General features: G+C 65.9%; 14 protein-coding genes. 7 read left to right on the forward strand and 7 right to left on the reverse strand.

Translation table 11 applies throughout. The features are described from left to right. Nucleotides 1-15: 15 nt before the first annotated feature. Both ACZBJS_RS00595 and ACZBJS_RS00600 read right to left on the reverse strand, forming a co-directional pair. Nucleotides 16-786 (reverse strand): CPBP family intramembrane glutamic endopeptidase, encoded by a 771-nt coding sequence (locus tag ACZBJS_RS00595; RefSeq protein WP_463438257.1) that lies wholly within the window; start codon nt 784-786, stop codon nt 16-18. Between the two features lie 128 nt (nt 787-914). Continuing rightward, nucleotides 915-2,558: an acyl-CoA dehydrogenase family protein gene (locus tag ACZBJS_RS00600; RefSeq protein ID WP_316395001.1), complete on the reverse strand. Its 1,644-nt coding sequence runs from the start codon at nt 2,556-2,558 to the stop codon at nt 915-917. Nucleotides 2,559-3,324: 766 nt separating this feature from the next. Here ACZBJS_RS00600 and ACZBJS_RS00605 point away from each other — a divergent pair. The 3 genes from ACZBJS_RS00605 to ACZBJS_RS00615 are packed head-to-tail and all read left to right on the forward strand — an operon-like array spanning nt 3,325 to nt 7,687. Beyond that, the gene (locus ACZBJS_RS00605; RefSeq protein ID WP_316395003.1) at nt 3,325-4,491 is read left to right on the forward strand and encodes an HlyD family secretion protein; all 1,167 of its coding nucleotides are present in this window, start codon (nt 3,325-3,327) and stop codon (nt 4,489-4,491) included. After that, the gene (locus tag ACZBJS_RS00610) at nt 4,488-5,711 is read left to right on the forward strand and encodes a hypothetical protein (protein WP_233475702.1); all 1,224 of its coding nucleotides are present in this window, start codon (nt 4,488-4,490) and stop codon (nt 5,709-5,711) included. The genes ACZBJS_RS00605 and ACZBJS_RS00610 overlap by 4 nt, the downstream gene beginning before the upstream one ends. Further along, a complete protein-coding gene (locus ACZBJS_RS00615; RefSeq protein WP_310885871.1) occupies nt 5,711-7,687 on the forward strand; it encodes a glycosyltransferase family 2 protein in 1,977 nt (658 codons plus the stop codon). Before ACZBJS_RS00610 ends, ACZBJS_RS00615 begins: the two co-directional genes overlap by 1 nt. A gap of 28 nt (nt 7,688-7,715) precedes the next feature. Here ACZBJS_RS00615 and ACZBJS_RS00620 read toward each other — a convergent pair whose 3' ends face one another. From ACZBJS_RS00620 to ACZBJS_RS00630, 3 genes are all read right to left on the reverse strand, one after another. Next, nucleotides 7,716-8,168, reverse strand: a complete 453-nt coding sequence (locus ACZBJS_RS00620; RefSeq protein WP_168858162.1) for a hypothetical protein — start codon at nt 8,166-8,168, stop codon at nt 7,716-7,718. A gap of 32 nt (nt 8,169-8,200) precedes the next feature. Next, nucleotides 8,201-8,614 carry a hypothetical protein gene (locus tag ACZBJS_RS00625; RefSeq protein ID WP_092078151.1) on the reverse strand — a complete coding sequence of 138 codons (414 nt, stop codon included), beginning with the start codon at nt 8,612-8,614 and terminating at the stop codon, nt 8,201-8,203. Between the two features lie 228 nt (nt 8,615-8,842). Beyond that, nucleotides 8,843-9,577 (reverse strand): M15 family metallopeptidase, encoded by a 735-nt coding sequence (locus ACZBJS_RS00630; RefSeq protein WP_141341939.1) that lies wholly within the window; start codon nt 9,575-9,577, stop codon nt 8,843-8,845. Nucleotides 9,578-9,845: 268 nt separating this feature from the next. Between ACZBJS_RS00630 and ACZBJS_RS00635 the strand changes: the two genes are divergently transcribed. From ACZBJS_RS00635 to plsY, 3 genes are all read left to right on the forward strand, one after another. Next, a complete protein-coding gene (locus ACZBJS_RS00635; protein ID WP_026192854.1) occupies nt 9,846-10,799 on the forward strand; it encodes an aspartate carbamoyltransferase catalytic subunit in 954 nt (317 codons plus the stop codon). A gap of 5 nt (nt 10,800-10,804) precedes the next feature. Next, nucleotides 10,805-12,106, forward strand: coding sequence for a dihydroorotase (locus ACZBJS_RS00640; RefSeq protein ID WP_316395008.1), 1,302 nt, complete (start codon nt 10,805-10,807; stop codon nt 12,104-12,106). Nucleotides 12,107-12,330: 224 nt separating this feature from the next. Then, nucleotides 12,331-12,927, forward strand: a complete 597-nt coding sequence (gene plsY / locus ACZBJS_RS00645; protein ID WP_316395009.1) for a glycerol-3-phosphate 1-O-acyltransferase PlsY — start codon at nt 12,331-12,333, stop codon at nt 12,925-12,927. A 125-nt stretch (nt 12,928-13,052) separates the two neighbouring features. Here plsY and ACZBJS_RS00650 read toward each other — a convergent pair whose 3' ends face one another. Continuing rightward, entirely contained in the window at nt 13,053-14,291 is a 1,239-nt protein-coding gene (locus ACZBJS_RS00650) for an amidase (protein ID WP_316395010.1), read from the reverse strand. A 124-nt stretch (nt 14,292-14,415) separates the two neighbouring features. On the opposite strand from ACZBJS_RS00650, the gene dprA reads away from it, so the two are divergent. Continuing rightward, the gene (gene dprA / locus ACZBJS_RS00655) at nt 14,416-15,531 is read left to right on the forward strand and encodes a DNA-processing protein DprA (RefSeq protein WP_463438261.1); all 1,116 of its coding nucleotides are present in this window, start codon (nt 14,416-14,418) and stop codon (nt 15,529-15,531) included. 167 nt (nt 15,532-15,698) lie between these two features. On the opposite strand, the gene ACZBJS_RS00660 is transcribed toward dprA, so the two are convergent. Further along, entirely contained in the window at nt 15,699-16,109 is a 411-nt protein-coding gene (locus ACZBJS_RS00660; RefSeq protein WP_316395021.1) for a winged helix-turn-helix transcriptional regulator, read from the reverse strand. Between the last annotated feature and the right edge of the window lie 77 nt (nt 16,110-16,186).

The following is a 16,186-nucleotide window of genomic DNA, read 5'->3' on the forward strand; positions in this document are numbered from 1 at the left end:
TAGCATAGGGAACTCTCAGCCCGCCAGCCACCAGGTCTGGATCGTCGCCGCGAAATTGTTCAGCCCGTGCAGCAGGATGGTCAGCCAGGTCGATCCGGTGCGGAAGCGCAAATAGCCGAACAGGAGGCCGATCGTCAGCACCTGGCAGAGGAAGAACCAGTCGTACTGCAGGTGCATTACCGTCCAGACGATCGACGACAGCAGGATCGCGCCATAGGGTCCGAGCGCGGATTCCGACCAGCCGCGGTAGAGCCAGCCGCGCGCGAACAGTTCCTCCCAGAGCGGCGCGGCCACGGCGAAGGCGATCACCAGGAGCCACAGCGCGCTGTGCTCCTGCGCCGATTTCAGCACGTCGCCCATGAAGCCCGGCGACACCTCGCGGCCGGCGGCGCGGGACACCATGTCCCAGGCTCCGACCAGCACGACGAGCGCGACGATGCCGATGATCACGTTCTTCCACGACGTCCCGCGCAGCCCGAGGTAATCGGCGAACGGGATCCGGGTCCGGCGGATCGCGAACCACAGCACCAGCAGCACCATCGGCAGGCCGGCGAGGACCGAGAGCGAGATCGTCAGGCCGTCGGCGACCACATGAGTGATGCCGGCCGTCGACACCTCGCCACCCTGCGCGACGATGCGCCAGACGATGACCGTGACCTGGCCGACGAACATCGCGGCGAAGATCAACAGGCCCCACAGCGCGGTGCCCCAGAATTTCCAGACCCGCCGGGGGAGCGGCGGCGGTTCGATCGCGGCAGTCGCGTCTTGCGGCGTGAGAGAATCCATCAGCGAACCTCGGCTCTATCAATTCGTCATGGCCGGGCTTGTCCCGGCCATCCACGTCTTTCCTTGCCCTGTCGAAGCAAAGACGTGGATGCCCGGCACAAGGCCGGGCATGACGGTGGTCAATGTGGTCATGGCAGCGCCCGCGCCAGCAGCGCGCGCTGATTGGCATCGGATAAGTCCACCGCGCCGTACATGCCGGCGTGGCGTTCGGCAAGCCGTGTCACCGCGAACAGTTCGGCGTTTTTCGGCGAGACCTGGTTGAGCGCCGCGGTTGCTGCCAGGAGCGCCAGCTGCTCGACCGCAAGCCGCGCGACGCGCTCGCTGTCCGGCCGCCGGAACGACTGCCCGATCGAGGCAACAGCCTCGGCGGCGCCGGGCAGGCCCCTGGTCTCCTCGGCGAGCGCGCGCAGCACCGCGAGTGCGGCGTCAGCCTCGCGGCCGAGCGCGCGCAGCACGTCGAGGCACATCACGTTGCCGGACCCCTCCCAGATCGCGTTGACCGGCGACTCCCGGTAATGGCGCGCCAAAATGCCTTCCTCGACATAGCCATTGCCGCCGAGGCACTCCATCGCCTCATAGAGGAAGCCGGGCGCGCTCTTGCAGGTCCAGTATTTGATCGCCGGCGTCAGCAGCCGCATATAGGCGGCCTCGCCCGCATCGGCCGGCGCGCGATCGAAGGCACGGCAGAGCCGCATCACCAGCGCGATCGACGCCTCGACATGCAGCGCCATGTCCGACAGCACCGCCTGCATCAGCGGCTGGTCGGCGAGATGCTTCTGGAACACGCTGCGGTGCCGCGCGTGATGGAGCGCATGCGCCAGCCCCGAGCGCATCAGCCCGGCGGATGCGATCGCGCAATCCTGCCGCGTCAGCTGCACCATCTGGATGATGGTGCGGATGCCCTTGCCCTCCTCGCCGATCAGCTCGGCATAAGCGCCGTGGAATTCGACCTCCGACGAGGCATTGGAGCGGTTGCCGAGCTTGTCCTTCAGGCGCTGGAAGTGGATCGCGTTGACCGTGCCGTCGGACGCAAAGCGCGGCATGAAGAAGCAGCTCAGCCCATTCATGGTCTGCGCCAGCACCAGGAAGGCGTCGCACATCGGCGCCGACATGAACCATTTGTGCCCGGTGATGCGCCAGGCCTCGCCGGCGCGCTCGGCGCGCGTCATGTTAGCGCGCACATCCGTGCCGCCCTGCTTTTCCGTCATGCCCATGCCGAGGGTCATGCCGCGCTTGGTCCACCACGGCGCAAAGGTGGGATCGTAGGCGCGCGTTCCGATCACCGGCATCGTCTTCGCCAGAATGTCCGGCTGCGAGGCCAGCGCCGCGACCGAGGCGCGCGTCATCGTGATCGGGCAGAGATGGCCGGTCTCGACCTGGGAAGCGATGTAGAACTTTGCCGCACGCACCACCTCGGCCGCTCCGCCGGCCGGCTTGCCGTCGGCGCTCCAGGTCGAGTTGTGCACGCCTGCATGCGCGGAGTGCGCCATCAGCTCGTGATAGGCCGGATGAAACTCGACCTCGTCGCGGCGATTGCCCCTGGCATCGAACAAGCGCAGCTTCGGTGTGTTCTCGTTAGCGATGCGGCCGCGCTCCGCCATCGCGTCCGAGCCCCAATGCTTGCCGAAATCCGACAGCTCAGCCGTTGCCGCCGCCCCGCCATTGGCGGCAACCGCCGCGGCGAGCGGCGCATCCACCGTGAACAGGTCGACATTTTCGAACGGCGGCGACTGGTTGAAGACGTCGTGGGTGGCAAACGGAGCCTGCGTCATGGTCTCCTCGGCAACTGGTCTGCACGCATGCGGCCGGGACAACCGGCCTCTTCCGGCCGGGATCACGGGCCAGCCGCGGCGCGATGGAATCGGAGGATCATAAGCCTGCGAGCCGACGCGGGGCAGCGAAAAATGCGCATTCGGCCGCGTGCTGGTGAATCGGGGGTTATCGGGGTCCGCGCAGCCGATGTCCGCTCCGATCGCGGGGCGATATCGCAGCAGGGCCCATCAACGGACGCCCCTTGGGCTGTCCGCTATCATCAGCCGCCGCCGTACGGCCGGAACCGGCGATCCGGGCTGCCGTTCACCCGTTCCTCCGTGCGTCCGCCGCTCCTGCTGCAGGTTTTCCGCTCGGTTTCTGCAGCAACCAAATGCGCTCTGCGTTGTTGCAGTCCTAGCCATGCGCAGGGAAAAACAGGCAACCAATCACCAAGACGCGCTCTTTTAGGCCCTCCCAACCGAGAGAGAACTGATGATTGATAGATCTGAAACGCGCGGTACTGTGCGGAAACATCCCGGAATACTGAGAATATCCGCCATCGGCGTCGCCGGATTGCTCTCTGTCCTGATGCTCACCGCGGTGACGCCGCCGATCGTTGCGGATCAATCCGATCGTGCCGTGGTCAACGCCCCCGTTACGCTTTTGACCGCGCCGATCAGCGGCGAAGTCGGCCTGTTGACGGTGCTTCCGGGCCGGGACGTCCGCGATGGCGAAACGCTGGCGCGGATCAGCAATCCAAGGATCGATCGCGGGACGCTGATCGCGTTGCAGGAAAAGGCGTCCGACGCACGGCAGAAGCTCGATGCGACGCGCGCAAAGCACGAATCGGACTTCAACTATGTTTCGTCCCTCGATGGCGAGATTGCTGATCAGACCAGCCAGCTCAAGGGTCAGTTACAGTCGCGGATCGAGGAGCTTCGCGCCCGTGTTGCTCAATCCAACGCCGCGAGCGGTGAAAAGAAGGCCCTGGTCGACCGCCAGACCAATATGGTGACACGCAATGCCGCGAGTAACGACATGCTCCGGCCGACAACTCAGCAATATGCCGCGACCATACATGGTGCGGACGCAGAGGCCGCCAAGCTGAATCAGAAGATGGCACAGCTCAACGCCCTGAGCAGGGGTATCTATGTCGGCGAGGAACTGGTTGCTCTCAACAATCTGGCCCAGAAGCGCAGGGACATCGATCTCGACGCCACGCGGATGAAAATCGAGCAAAAGCAGCAAGCCGCAGTGCTTGCCGATCTCGAGCACCTGATCGACGCCGAAACGCGCAGGCTGGCGACGCTGGCGGATGCCGATGTCGTCGCGCGCGGCCAGGGCAAGGTCTCGAGCGTCGGCGCCGCGATGGGGCGGCATGTCAGCGCCGGTGATACTATCAGCTCCGTCATCGACTGCGACAAGCGCTTTGTCGTCGCCATCTTTTCCTACCGGCAGGGCCAGAGCATGATGCCCGGCACCCGCGTTCGCATCGACGGGAGTTCGTTGCGGTCCGGCGTCGTCACTGCGGTCGTACCGAAGACCAGCGACAAAGCCGATGAGCGCTTTGCCGTTCCGTTCCCGCAAACCGAGCGGCGCGAACTCTACGCCATCATCACGCCGGACCAGGCAGGCGACGGCGGACCGGTGCAGCAAGCGGGGACCGCCGACGCGTCCGCCTGTCCGGTCGGCCAATGGGTGACGGTGACGCGCGAGAATGGTGTGGTCCCCTCGATGTCGGTCACTTGGCACCGGCTCGGCCACTACGTTGCGTCGTGGATCGGCGGCGACGCAGGCACCGCCGATACCGCGCAGAAGACGCCGCCGGATGCGGATGCCCGGCGCGCCGGTATCGCTCGTCTGCATGACGCTTTCCATGCCTCGGAGCCGCCGCAGCCGAAGGCCGACGACAACGAACCACCACCCGGAACTCGTGCCCTCGTATCGCAATGAAATCGGCCATCGCGATGATGCTGTGCGCGGCGATCGTGGGCGCGCCGGCGGCAGGCCACACGGCGCAAACCGCAAGCACGTTCTGCGCCGGGCTGAAAAAGGCGGTCGCGCCGCACAGCAGCGCGGCCGACGCGGTCTTCGTCCGCAGCTATGAGCCCGGCGAGGATGAAGCGGCCCTTCCCGCGGGTCTCGCCACGACGGCGTTCGTCTACGACAATGCGCTCGCCGTCATTGCGCTTGTTGCCTGCGGCAACGTGTCGGATGCAAGGCCAATCAGCAACGCGCTCAGCCGCGCCGCAGGCAACGACCGGAGCTTCGATGACGGCCGTGTGCGCAATGCCTATCGTGCCGGCGCGGTGAACCAGCCTATTCCCGATCTACCGGGCTGGTGGGACGGACATGCCAGGGTCTGGGCGGAGGATCCGGCGCAGGACGGCACCTCGACCGGAAACGTCGCCTGGGCTGCCTTGGCACTGCTGACGCTGCATCAGGCAACCCACGATCCTCGATATCTCGCCGACGCGGAGCGCCTGGTCGATTGGATGATCGGCGCAACCGCTTCCGAAAATGGCTTTTACGGCGGCTTTCACGGCTACGATCCGAAGCAGGTCAGGCTCACCTGGATGTCGACCGAGCACAACGCCGACGTTCACGCCGCCGCTCGCTGGCTGTTCCGCCTGACTGGCGAACGGAAATACGACAGCGCGGCAGGACAGGCGCGGCGGCTGCTCGATCGCGCCTTTCGCGGCGATCACTTCCTGCTTGGGACGAAGCCTGACGGCAGCCTCGCGGACGAGGGCCTGCTCGCGCTCGACGCGCAGCTTTGGCCGTGGATGGCGATGCCTGAATCGCCCGCAGCATGGAAGAGCGCGCTCGGCTTCGCAAAAGCGCGGCTCGGGGTCGACGGCGGTTTCGATTTCAACGGCGATCGCGACGGCCTCTGGGTGGAGGGCACCGCGCAGGCGGCCTTGGCCTACCGGATCAGCGGCGACCTACACGAGAGCGATCGACTGCTGGCAGACCTGAAGGCGGACCAGACGTCGTCCGGCCTGCTCAATGCGTCACGGCCGGCGCGGCTGACGACGGGATTATCGATCGATCCGACCAGCGGCGGCGATCCCGACTTTTTCTACTACCGCCGCCCGCATCTCGGCGCGACGGCGTGGGCCGCGCTGGCCGAAACCGGCTGGAATCCGTTCACCGGCAAAAGGATACGCTAATGTTCCCATCCGCCGCGGATATCGTGTCAGTCCTGACCATCGACGTCGGCATTTTGCTCGGGCTTCTGGTCATGGCTCGGCTGTTGGAGCCGTCGCATGCCAGCCACCGTACGCTGTTCGGGACGACCACGGCGGCCCTTCTCGTCATGTATGCGCTGTGGCGATGGAGCGATACGCTGCCGCCGTTCGAGTTATCGGCGCAAAGTCTTTGGCCGCGGCTCTTCATTGCGTTCGAGTTGCTCGCGATCCTCTACACGCTGATCTCGATCGTCATCCTGTTCCGCAGCACCGACCGCACCGCGCAGGCCGACGCCGCCCAGCAGCTTTTGGCCGCGGACAATCGCGATCCCGCCGTCGACGTCTTCATCTGCACCTATGACGAGCCGCTCGAAATCCTCCAGCGCTCGATCCTGGGCGCGCTGGCGCTCGACTATGCCAATGTGACGGTGTGGGTTCTCGATGACACGCGACGCGACTGGCTGCGGGACTATTGCGAGCGGGTCGGCGCACGCCATCTGACGCGGCCTGACAACAGGGGTGCCAAGGCCGGCAACCTCAACAACGGGTTGGCCGCGGCTGGCCGTGCGACCGCCGCGCCGGTCATTCTGGTGCTCGATGCGGATTTCGTGCCGCGGCGTGACTTCTTGAAACGCACGGTCGGCCTGCTGCTGTCCGATCCGGAGGTTGCGATCGTGCAGACCCCGCAGTTTTACTACAACGCCGATCCGATCCAGCATAATCTCCTGGCTGAGAAGAGCTGGGTCGACGATCAACGCTTCTTCTTCGACGTCTTTCAACCCGCCAAGGATGCGTGGGGCTGCGCGTTCTGCGTCGGCACCTCCTTCGTCGTTCGCCGCGACCGGCTCGACGAGATCGGCGGCTTTCCCGAACAGGCGATCTCGGAGGATATCAACCTCACTTACACCATGCTGGCGCGCGGCTATCGCACGGTCTGGCTGAACGAGCCGCTCAGTTTCGGACTTTCGGCCGAAGGCATCCCGGAATATGTCACTCAGCGCGCTCGCTGGTGCCTTGGCACCATACAGGTTGCCCTGCTGCGCAACGGACCGCTGTTCGGCCGCGGCTTCAGCTTCACCGAGCGCTGGCACTATGTGCACGGCGTGCTGAACTGGCTCTCCAAACCCTTCATGGTGCTGCTATTGATCGCACCGACGATCTATTGGTTCGGCGGGCTGCCCGCGTTCGAAGCCGATTATCATTCCTTCCTGCGCTATGGCATGCCGGCGCTGCTCGGACAGATTATCTACATGAGCTGGATATCGCGCGCGCGGACGCTGCCCTTGTTCATGGAGGCCACCCACGCCGTCACCTGCTTTGCGGTGACCGCAACGCTGCTCAGCGCCATCGTCAAGCCGTTCGGACGTCCCTTCAAGATCACCGACAAGGGAGGTGATCGATCGGCGCCGCGCATCCACTGGAAACTCGCCGCCATTTTCGGATTGATCGCGGCAAGCTCCGCCGCAAGCATCGTGTGGGCGTACGTCTCCCCGTACGGCGCCAGCGAGATTTCCTCGCTCGATTTCTTCAACATGCTGTGGGCGGCGATCGCGATGCTGATCGCCTTCATCGCGTTCCTGGTCTGCTTCGAGCTGCCTCGCTCCGGTCACATGTTCGAGACGGACGAACTGGTCTGGCTCTTCGGCGAAGGAAAAATCCTGTCGTGCCGCCTGCTCGCGATATCACCGGACTCGGTGCGGCTCTCGGGTCGGTCGGGCGAGGGGCTTGAGCTTGCCGGCTGGCGCTACAGAATTCACCTGGAGGAGCTGGGGTGGACCGACATTTCCATGGTCTCGCGATCCCGCCAAACCGTGCTGGCGCGGCTTGAGCCGAGCGCCGAACAGTATCAGCGTCTGGTGGTGTGGCTGTTCAGCGCGTCGCACGGCAACATCGCCGCCGTCGCCAGTCTTCGCGGTGTGCTGGGCGGATTGCTGCGCCGCGGGTTTATCGGCGCGTAGGACCAGCCTGCGCCCAAGCTCATCGCGTTCAGATGCTGCCATGCTTGGGCGCATGGCGGCCGAGCCAGCGGTCGACCCAGTCATTGACGCGGGTCCGGTTCGCCTCCTTCCTGGAAGCCTGGACAGGAAAAATGTCGCCGCTGCTCAATTGCCGGTTATCTGGATAGGCCGCCAACTGCAGGTTGGACTCATGCGCGGCGCCGTCCACCGGCGAGATGTAGGCAAACCGGATCTCGATCTTGTGCTTGATGTCGGCGCCCTGCCATTTCGGATGATGGCGTGCCAGCAGCTCGGTAAGCTCGCACGGCAACAGATCGGAGGTCGAGCTCCGCGACCCCTCGGTCTTCTCCATGTAGCATTGTTCCTTGACGCTGCTGACGCGCGCGTCGATCGGCCGGAAGTTCAGCCGCTTGTCGAGCTCGCTATAGACATAGAAGCTCGCGACGGCGACAGCGATCATAGCGTAGAGGCCAAGGCGCATGGTTGTGCTTCCGTCCTGTCGAACCGCGTCGGTCAGATCGAACGCGTCTTGTCCGCCTTGGTCTTGGAGGCGAGGACAGGAAACACGTCCCCGGCGCGCAGCGGCTTGCCATTGGGGAAATAGGACATCTGCAGGCTCGACTGGTGGGTGGCTCCGTCGACCGGCGAGACATAGACGACCTTCACCTCGATCTTGTGCTTCACGTCATAGCCCTGCCACTTGGGATGCTCCTTGCGCAGCAGCTCGGCAATCTCGCAGCGGGTCAGATCGGAGGTCGATGTCGTCTTGGTGATGACCCCGCGCTCGACCTTTTCCAGATAGCATTGCTCGCTGACGCCGCTGATGCGGGCATCGACGCGCTGATAATTCGCGCTCTTGTCGTGTCGATCATAGATCAAGACGCCGGCGACGCCGACGACAACAATTGCAATGGCTGCGAAACGCATGCTGCATGCTCCCGTGTTGCCGGCACTTCATACGGCCACAATTAAGGAGTGTTGAAAGGTCGCTCAGCTACTTTTGCGATGGCAAGCGTCGTCTTGCGAAAATGCTTCGGATTTGAGGAAAATCCTGCGCTGGAGCTTCGGTTCTGATTGATCGGAATCGAAGCTCCAGTCTTTGTTCCGACGCGTTTTCTTCAACGCGAACCGGAGTCCACTTCGCTCGAAAACGCTCTACCGCGCCCGGACGATCGGGAAGTCGTAGGCCGGCCGGCCTGCCCCCGGCAGCGAAAAGTGCCACCATTCCTTGGCATAGTTCGCGAACCCCTGCCGGGCCATCGCCGCGACCAGCATGGCGCGCCAGCGTCTCTGCGCCGGCGTGATCGAGCTCGTCGCGGTGTGGGCCTTGACGTCGGAACAGTCGTAGCCGGTGCCCATGTCGACGCTGCCCTCGGGGGCGCGCGCGGCGGCCGGCGCGGTGCAGTCGGCATAGTCCCTGGCCGGATCGAACTTGCGCGAATTGTCGGCGCCAAGATCGACCAGCGTGAGATCGACCGCGGCCCCGGTCGAATGGCCCGAATGGGTGGCGATGTAGCCGAGGCGGAACAGGTCCGTCTTCGAAAAGGCCGGGTTGTAGCGCCGCTCGGCGGCGGTCTCGGTGCCGTTCTTCGACCATGCCACCATGTCGGCGACGGCGCGAGCCGGCCGGTAGCAATCGAACATCTTCAGCGACAGTCTTTGCCGGGCCAGTTCCTGCTGCACGGCCTTGAGCCGAAGCCCGACCTCCCGCTTCACCACGCATTCCGCCGCGCCATAGCCCGCGAGCGGCCGGCCCATGAAATTGTTCGCGCCGGCGTAGCGGATGTCCTGGATGATGGTCGGATCGATGTCGCGAAGGAACGCGAAGTCGCCGGGCAAGTTCTGAGCGAAGGCAGGCGAGATCGCCCCCGGGATCAATGCGATGGCCATCCATGCGATCACGACAATTTTCACGAGGTCTCGCTCCGGCGTCACGGCCGGGTATAGCCCGTCAGGAGGACGGCGGCGCTGCCGCTCCGCCTGTGCCCCGCCATCCACGTCTTGTTCCGGAAACCCCCGCAAAAGCAAGGCGCGGATGTCCCGCGGCGAGCCCCGGCAGGACCGCCGGGAAGGCGGCGATATCTTACTCGGGGAAAACTCCCGCGAGCCCTCTTCGCGCTTGCCCCACCGGCCATCCGCGCCTATAGCTCTCGCTTTAATGACCCCATCATTGAAATCGACTTTTGTCCTCGGTCACCGGCATCTGCTGGGCATCGAGGGCCTTTCCGCTGACGACATCACGGGCCTGCTCGACCTCTCCGAGGAGTATGTCGAGCTCAACCGCCAGGTCGACAAGAAGCGCGCCAGCCTGCGCGGCCGTACCCAGGTCAATCTGTTCTTCGAGGCCTCGACCCGGACCCAATCCTCGTTCGAGATCGCCGGAAAACGCCTGGGCGCCGACGTCATGAACATGTCGGTGTCGTCGATGTCGACCCGCAAGGGCGAGACCCTGATGGACACCGCGGTGACGCTGAACGCGATGCACCCGGACATCCTGGTGGTGCGCCACCACGCCTCCGGCGCGGTCGAGCTCCTGGCGCGCAAGGTTGACGGTTCCGTGATCAATGCCGGCGACGGCAGCCACGAGCACCCGACCCAGGCGCTGCTCGACGCGCTGACGATCCGCCGCAACAAGGGCCGGCTCGAGGGGCTGACGATCGCGATCTGCGGCGACGTGCTGCATTCGCGGGTGGCGCGCTCCAACATCTTCCTGCTCAACACGATGGGCGCACGCGTCCGCGTGGTGGCCCCCTCCACCCTGCTGCCGCCCGGCATCGAGCGGATGGGCGTCGAGGTCGCGCGCGACATGCGCGAGGGGCTGAACGGCGCCGACATCGTGATGATGCTGCGGCTGCAGCGCGAGCGCATGAACGGCTCCTTCGTGCCGTCGTCGGGCGAGTATTTCCACTATTTCGGCCTCGACCAGAAGAAGCTCGGCTATGCCAAGCCGGATGCGCTGGTGATGCATCCCGGCCCGATGAACCGCGGTGTCGAGATCGACACCTTCGTCGCCGACGGCGCGCAGTCGCTGATCCGTGAACAAGTTGAAATGGGTGTGGCAGTGCGCATGGCGGTGCTGGAAGCGCTCGCCCGCAACCTGCCGAACGCGTGAGACCGATGCTGACCGACCGCCGCCCCATCCTGCTCGCCAACGCCCGCGTCATCGATCCGTCGCGCGATTTCGACGGTCCGGGCGATGTCCTGATTGCCGACGGCGTGATCCGTGACGCCAAGCGCGGCATCGGCGCCGCCGGCGTCCCCGAAGGCACCGACATCGTCAATTGCGCCGGCAAGATCGTGGCCCCCGGCCTGATCGACATGCGCGCCTTTGTCGGCGAGCCCGGCGCCAGCCACCGCGAGACTTTCGCCTCCGCCAGCCAGGCCGCCGCGGCCGGCGGCATCACCACCATCATCTGCCAGCCCGACACCTCGCCGGTGATCGACAATTCGGCGACCGTCGACTTCGTGCTGCGCCGGGCCCGCGACACCGCGATCGTCAACATCCATCCGATGGCGGCGCTGACCAAGAGCATGCAGGGCCAGGAGATGACCGAGATCGGCCTGCTCAAGGCCGCCGGCGCCGTCGCCTTCACCGACGGCGACCGCAGCGTCACCAACGCCCAGGTGATGCGGCGTGCGCTGACCTATGCCCGCGATTTCGACGCGCTGATCGTGCATCACACCGAGGATCCGAATCTGGTGGGCGAAGGCGTGATGAACGAGGGCGAATTCGCCACAAGGCTCGGCCTCGCCGGCATTCCCACCGCGGCCGAGTCGATCATGCTCGAACGCGACATGCGGCTCGCAGGCTTGACCGGCGGGCGCTATCACGCAGCCTCGCTGACCTCGATCGAGTCGCTGGAGATCCTCAAGCGCGCCCGCGACGCCGGCCACAATGTCTCGGCCTCGGTCTCGATCAATCACGTGACGCTGAACGAGAACGACATCGGCCCCTACCGCACCTTCCTCAAGCTGGCCCCGCCGCTGCGCACCGAGGAGGACCGCAAGGCGCTGGTCGCGGCGCTGGCCTCCGGGCTGATCGACGTCGTGATGAGCGACCACAATCCGCAGGACGTCGAGGTCAAGCGGCTGCCGTTCGCGGAAGCGGCGAGCGGCGCAGTCGGCCTGCAGACCATGCTGCCGGCGGCGCTGCGGCTGATCCACAATGGCGAGATGGACTTCAAGACGCTGATCCGGGCGATGTCGACACGGCCGGCGGAGCTGCTTGGCCTGCCCGGCGGCACGCTGCGCGCGGGCGCGCCGGCCGACGTCATCGTGATCGACGCCGACACGCCCTGGGTCCTCGACCGCGACGATCTCAAATCACTGTGCAAGAACACGCCGTTCGACGACGCCCGCTTCTCGGGCCGCGTGACGCGGACGATCGTCGGCGGACGGACCGTTTACGAGCACGTCTGAAACTGGGGTGGAACTTAGCGCGACGCGAGTTGCGACATCGCTTCCATCGTTGTGCCAACGACGATGGCCGCGACGTAAACGACAAAGAAAAACTGCTCCAGCCGCCTGCGAACAGAAGCCATGATAAGCTCCCTCATTACCAAGGCCATGGTGCGGATTTATGGTTAATATTTCATTGACGGCACTGCCCCGTTCGGGCCGGACCGCTCCAGGGAACCACTGCGATGTCTGCTGATGGGCTGCTGCCGCTCGCCTTCCTGATCGGCTACCTGCTGGGCTCGATCCCGTTCGGCATGGTGCTGACCAGGATGGCCGGCACGCAGGATCTGCGCACGGTCGGCTCGGGCAATATCGGCGCCACCAATGTGCTGCGCACCGGCCGCAAGGGCCTCGCCGCGGCGACGCTGCTCGGCGACATGTTGAAGGGCACCGTCGCCGTCATCATCGCCGGCACCATCGACGGCCCGAACGCGGCGATGCTGGCGGCGCTGGGGGCTTTCCTCGGCCACCTCTTCCCGGTCTGGCTCAAGTTTCGCGGCGGCAAGGGTGTCGCGACCTATCTCGGCGTGCTGATCGGCCTGTTCTGGCCGGCGGCGCTGATCTTCGCCGTGATCTGGCTCGGCACCGCCTACACCACGCGCTACTCGTCGCTGTCGGCGCTGATCGCCGCGTTCGTGACGCCGCTGTTCCTGTGGTGGTTCGGCCATAACGCGCTCGCCTCGCTGTTCGCCGTGCTGACGCTGCTGCTGTTCTACATGCACCGCGAGAACATCCAGCGCCTGCAGGCCGGTACCGAGGGCAAGATCGGCGAGCGGAAGTGACGTATGTCATTCCGGGGCATCGTGCAGCGATGAACCTCAGGTGCGCAATTGCGCACCGGGGAATCCAGAGGTTGTGGCGCGAGATTCCGGATTCGATGCGGCGCATCGCCCCGGAATGACTAGGCCTACCGCTTCAGCGCGTCCTCGACAAAGCTCGCGGCCGCCAGCGCTTTGGCATCATCGCCAAACCCCGCGATCACGGTGACGCCGACCGGCAATCCGCCCTCGGCGGTCAGTGTCGGCACGTTGACGCAGGGCACGCCCATCAAGGTCCAGAGCCGGTTGTAACGGGGATCGCCGGTCGACGCCAAACCCTCGGGTGCCGCGCCCGGTGCCGACAGCGTCAGCAGCACGTCGACCTCGGTGAGGATCGTGGCCAGCGCCAGCCGTGCGCGCAGCGTGACGTCTATCGCCGCGTCGTATTCGGCCGGCGTGCCACCCCTGCTCTCGTCGAGCCGGCCGCGCAGCAGCGGCGGCATCGCATCGTAGTTCTGGCCGTATTCCCAGGCGAACGACTGATGCGCCTCGAACTCCTGCACCACCGGATGGATCCGCCACGCCTCCGCGACGACCTCGGGCATCGCGAGTTCGCGCACGGTCGCACCGGCCTGCTCCGCCGCACGCGCGGCCTTCTGCAACGCCTCCGCGCCGGAAGGTTCAGGCGCGCCGGCGAAGGCCTGCGTGACGACGCCGATGCGCGGCGCGGAAACCTTCGACGGCACCACCAGCTCGGGCCGCTTCGTCATCGCAGCGAGCCCCAGCGCGACGTCGCGCACGCCGGCGCCGAACAGCCCCACCGTGTCAAGCGTCCAGGAGAAGCATTTCACGCCGACGGTCGGCAGCAGCCGGTAGCTCGGCTTGATCGCGGCGACGCCGCAGAACGAGGCCGGCCGGATCACCGAGCCGCCGGTCTGCGTGCCGAGCGCGAGCGGGATCATCCCGGCGGCGACCGCGGCGGCCGAGCCCGACGACGATCCGCCCGGCGTGTGCGCGTGATTGTGCGGATTGAGCGTTGCGGTCGGATCGTTCGCCGCGAATGCCGTTGTCGTGGTCTTGCCGATGATGGTGGCGCCGGCCTGCTTCAGCGCCATCACGACCGGAGCGTCGGCGCGCGGCCGATGCCCGCGATAGATCGCGGCGCCCATCTCGGTCGGGAGGTCAGCGGTATCGATGATGTCCTTGATGCCGACTGCAATTCCACGCAGCGGCCCGGCCTGTTGCCCACGCGCCTTCTCGTCGAGGCGGACGAAGGCGCCGATGGTCTTGTCCTGCGCCGCGATGGCGTCCCGCGTCTGCGCAATGGCGACATCGGTGGACAATTCGCCGGAGGCGATGCGGCGTTGGAGATCGGCAAGCGAAATCATCGGCGGATTCCTGTTTCTTGACGGTTTTTGGCGGCTTCTTGCCCAGCGCTTTTAGCGCGTCGCGCGCGGCTGCGCCAATGTCGCAGTTGATCACAATCTCAGGTTGGGCGAAGCTGCGCCCCGCATGCATGACCGCTCGCCCAGCCCTCCAAAACTCACCGACACCGAACGGCTCAACCGCCTGCGGCTGATCCGCTCCGACAATGTCGGCCCGCGCACCTTTGCATCGCTGCTCCGCCATTTTGGCGATGCGGCGCACGCGCTGGAGCGCCTGCCTGACCTCGCGCGCCGCGGCGGCGCCTCCGGCCCCGGGCGGATCTGCAGCGAGGCCGACGCCGCCGCCGAGCTCGCGGCCTGCCGCAAATTCGGCATCGATCTCGTCGCGCCGGAGGAAGCGCACTATCCGGCGCGGCTTGCCACCATCGACGACGCGCCGCCGCTGCTTGCCGTGCGCGGCGCGCGCGAGGTCCTGACGCGGCCGATGATCGCGATCGTCGGCTCCCGCAATGCCTCCGGCGCCGGGTTGAAATTTGCAGGCACCCTGGCGCGCAATCTTGGCGATGCCGGCTTTGTCGTGATCTCGGGCCTCGCCCGCGGCATCGATCAGGCAGCGCACCGCGCCACCGTTGCCAGCGGCACGGTCGCCGTGCTCGCCGGCGGCCACGACAGGATCTACCCGCCAGAGCACGAGGATCTGCTGGCCGCCCTGCTCGAGCATGGCGCGGCGATCTCGGAGATGCCGCTCGGCCACGTGCCGCGGGCGCGCGACTTTCCCCGTCGCAATCGTTTGATCTCGGGCGCCTCGCTCGGCGTCGTGATCGTCGAGGCCGCGCATCGCTCGGGCTCGCTGATCACTGCGCGGATGGCGGCCGAACAGGGCCGCGAGGTGTTCGCGGTGCCGGGCTCGCCGATCGATCCGCGCGCCGCCGGCGCCAACGATCTGATCAAGCAAGGCGCCACCTTGGTCACCGAAGCCGCCGACGTCATCAGCGCGGTGACGCCGATCATGGAGCGGCCGGTGATGCTTGGCGCGCGCGAGGACGACGAGCCGCTGGACTTTGCCACTGATAGCGGCGATCGCGCGCGCATCATCGACCTGCTCGGGCCGAGCCCGATCAGCATCGACGATCTGATCCGGATGGCTGACGTGTCGCCGGCCGTTGTCCGCGCCGTGCTGCTCGAGCTCGAGCTCGCCGGCAGGCTCGAACGCCACGGCGGCGGGCTGGTGTCGATGATTTGACGAGCTGAATATCTCGCTCGCGCAAACGCCTGTCCGTCATCCTGAGGAGCGCGCAGCGCGTCTCGAAGGATCGACGGCTCGACTGGTGGCCGTGCATCCTTCGAGACGCCTGCTACGCAGGCTCTCAGGATGACGGGTCTGCTTGTCCGAACGCGAAGGCTCCGAACTCAGCCTTCGCCATTCCGCGCGTCGAAATCGTTCCGCGCGCCCTCGATTTCTGGCAGATGCGCGAACGCCCATTCGCCGAGCGCCATCACAGGCACCGCCAGTCCGCGCCCGAGATCGGTCAGCTCGTAGTCGACCCGCGGCGGAATGGTCGGAAACACCGTGCGCGTCACCAGGCCATCGCGCTCCAGGCCGCGCAGCGTCAAGGTCAGCATGCGCTGCGAGATGCCGTTGATCGTCCTCTTCAGCTCGTTGAAGCGGCGCGGTCCATCGCGCAGCAGCATGATGACCAGCACGCTCCATTTGTCGCCGACCCGCGACAGCACCGAGGCCACGCCGCGGCAGTCCTGATGCGTCCCGGGACCACGCGGCAGGCCGGTTTCGGCGGTTACATCGATGTGCTCGGGTTCCATTGGTGTGCTCGGGTTTCAAAAATGTGCGTTCTTGCGGAGATTTAGGGCGGTCACTCATATAGCGCCAGTTACAAACC

The sequence above is a fragment of the Bradyrhizobium sp. KZN70725 genome, assembly GCF_055264925.1.